This window comes from Lentimicrobium sp. S6 (genome assembly GCF_013166635.1).
Classification (GTDB): domain Bacteria; phylum Bacteroidota; class Bacteroidia; order Bacteroidales; family UBA12170; genus UBA12170.
The window spans coordinates 1-3067 of the sequence record NZ_JABKBZ010000164.1; the positions used below are offsets into that span (position 1 = coordinate 1).

2 protein-coding genes are annotated in these 3067 nt (G+C 33.8%); both read right to left on the reverse strand.

What is annotated here, in order from left to right:
* Positions 1-256: 256 nt before the first annotated feature.
* Entirely contained in the window at positions 257-1582 is a 1326-nt protein-coding gene (locus tag HNS40_RS21975) for a hypothetical protein (RefSeq protein WP_172284862.1), read from the reverse strand.
* Positions 1583-1594: 12 nt separating this feature from the next.
* Positions 1595-2593 carry a porin gene (locus tag HNS40_RS21980; RefSeq protein ID WP_172284863.1) on the reverse strand — a complete coding sequence of 333 codons (999 nt, stop codon included), beginning with the start codon at positions 2591-2593 and terminating at the stop codon, positions 1595-1597.
* Between the last annotated feature and the right edge of the window lie 474 nt (positions 2594-3067).

Below are 3067 nucleotides of genomic sequence, written 5' to 3' on the forward strand. Positions count from 1 at the left end.
ACAGCCCAAATATCCCAGGCGACTCATTAGCTAAATTATCAAGGTATTGTACTTATGAGAAAAGGAAAAATCGATTAAATTTTGAGCAACAAATTGAAAGAGCTTTTTGCTTAAGTTAACGCTAATGCCCATGGGGAAGGGGCAAAACAAAAAAATCATTTATTATGGGCAACTACAGTAAATTGACACTTGACTGATTAGTAACAGTTTTTATTTGTTTATAAGCTTCGGTGAATTACTAGAAGGATTGCAATACTTAATCCTCTAGAAAATCCTTATAAACAGTCCAGCCCTCAGTCCAATCGTAGGTTCCAAAAGCCCCTTTGTAGTTTGTAATTTCAAACCAATCGTCGAGAGGATATAGATTATTTCCTGTTGGAACATCTGGAGCCAATTTTATTTCTCCATCTATACTTAATCCTAAATTGGTAATCTCATTATTTCCAGCGGTAAAATAGACAGACCATAATTGAGAGGCCTCCTCATTTTGGTTTCCATATAGTTGAAAAACATTGCTTTCAACATTATTAGCGATATTATAAAAGATATTGCTTTCTATTTTTAATAATTCTCTTTTCCATTGAGAATAAGAATCGGTAGAACCATTAAGGTATTCATTCCTAGCTCCTGAAGAAGTATTATAAAGAATAGAATTTGCGGTGATACCGGCTGCAAAATTCGAATAACTCATACAGCTATTAGATGATCTAGAATTGCCAATTAAAGTAGCATTTGCAATTGTTGGCTTTGTAATAGGAAGACCATAAATGGGGTCGATTCCACCATTGGTTTCCAGTAAATTATCACCCACTTGCTCTTTCTGTAAGCCTAGAATAAATTGCATTTTACCTTGATATCCTAAATCAAAATCAATGATATCATCATGAGAATTGATACAAATAGCATGTTTTATATTTACGGTTCCGCCAAATATTTCAATACCATCATCAGCACTATTGATAATTTCAACATGATGAATTAGGGTATTGTTGCCAACACCACCTAATGTTAATCCATTAATCTCATTTCCTTCGTTTAATATAGTTCCAGGGTAACGAATAGAGATATAAGAAAGTTCACCTGAATAGTCTTCTTTGTTTTGTCCACCAAATAAGGCACGAGGTTCGCTGGTTGGTATTCCTTCGATGAAGGCTTCACTACTTTCAGTATTAAGAGGAGCATCTCCCAATATAATCAAACCACCCCATAAACCATAAGAGTCTTTAGAGAGTGTTCCATCCAAAAGGTCTAATTCTGAAGTGAAAATAATAGGGTCTTCTGAATTTCCGTTTGCAATGATGGTTCCACCGCGGGCAATGATTAAAGCGCTAGCTGTAGCTCCTTGTCCTTCTTTAAACTTGATAATTGCTCCTGGCTCGATGGTTAAAACTTGGCCATCATTTACAAAAACAAATCCCTGTAATGTAATATCATCTCCTTTTTTCCATGTTACAGTACCTGTACCACTGCCATTATCCGTAATTACTGTGGCATCTACAGGTAAATTATAATCGCTTTTTCTACAAGATTGTGAAAAAATAAGGAGACTTATAATAAGTATTATTGTGAAGTTCTTTTGCATCTTACAAGGGGTTTAAAAGTTTAACTCAATATTAAAATACAAATAATGGGAATCGGCTGCATTCTCAGCGTAGGCAATGAAATCTTGATAGTTCAGAGCCATTTTTACGTTCTTGATGGGCTGATATTCTATCCCTGATGTTATGCTGCTACCGTCTTTTGCTAAGTTCCATGGAATATCATCTCCTCCAAGGATGTTAGAGTAAAGGTAGTCGTAACGGGCGAAAAACTTAACTTTATTGACCAGTTTCACTGTAGAGTAAAATGAGAGGCCGTATCGGTCATGGTTTTCAACATGAGATGTGTTGGCTTGGTAGTTAAATTCGTTTCCTAAGGTGAAATACTTTGTTGTTAAACCAATAAAAGCATTTGCTGAATATTGGGTGATGTCTTCAGATTGATAGGCATCTACATATCCTCTAATTACTAAGGCATCTATAGGTTTGTAGGTTAGTCCAAAGGAGCCTTTGAAATATTCATCTTGCTGTATGTTGGAATAGCCTTCACCATTGGTGAATGAGATATCTGTGGATAATTGCTCGCTTATTTTATAGGAAGCAAAAATACCCAGGTCGGCACTGGAGCCAAATTTGTTTTTATCTTGGAAACTTTGTTGAATATATCGGTATCCCCAAAACTTTTCCTGAACTTTAAATTGGAAAGCATCTGCAATACCAAATTGAATCTTTAAACCTTTGTACTTGTATTGAACAAAAGCATTTTTAAAATAAGCAAAACGTTTCTTTGCAGCATAATCTTGAATATCGTTTTGGTTTCCAATATCCAATTTAATATTTCCAGAAAAATGCTCATCAATATCAGCCTTATAGCCAAAGTATGCTCTTTTTACTTCAAAAGCTTTGTCTTCAGTATCTCCTAGGCCATAATGTACATTAGTAAAAACCTTTCCGTATACTCTTCCAACTTCGTACCATGCCTTTTCTTTTGTCTCTTGGGCTAGCAATCCTAATGGCATGATTGCTAACAAAATAATAAGTTTTAGACTCTTCATTTAGTTTTGATTTTAAAAAATGCAAGTATAGTGATATTGTAATTATTATTAAATGAACAATTATTTAATGTGAAGAGATCATTAATTGGGGGAATTGATAGAGGATTTGATTTGTATACCTTTTCGTAAAGCTTATATAGATGTGATAATGAGTGGTATGTGCTTTTGTTTCGAAATGGTAGATTAAAGAGTATTTTCATTAATTAGTGCTTCGATCCAAGAAAAACACTCAAAAATCACATCGATTTCCAATTATTAAGTTTAGGTTAATTTTATATTAATTTATCTCTTTAGAAGGAGAATTCAACAATCTGAAGTCGGTTATCAATTTCCTTAATAGGGTTACCCATTTAGTTCACAAATAGTTGTATATGAGTATATTATTTTGTAAATTGTATTCAAATTCAGGAACGATGAGGATACTAAAAAACATTGATAGACAGACGTTTAAAGAAAGATTTACAACAAAAGAAG

Excerpts from the sequence above, each read along its gene's own strand:
- HNS40_RS21975 (WP_172284862.1), bottom strand. The coding sequence starts at position 1,582 with ATGCAAAAGAACTTCACAATAATACTTATTATAAGTCTCCTTATTTTT.
- HNS40_RS21980 (WP_172284863.1), bottom strand. The coding sequence starts at position 2,593 with ATGAAGAGTCTAAAACTTATTATTTTGTTAGCAATCATGCCATTAGGA.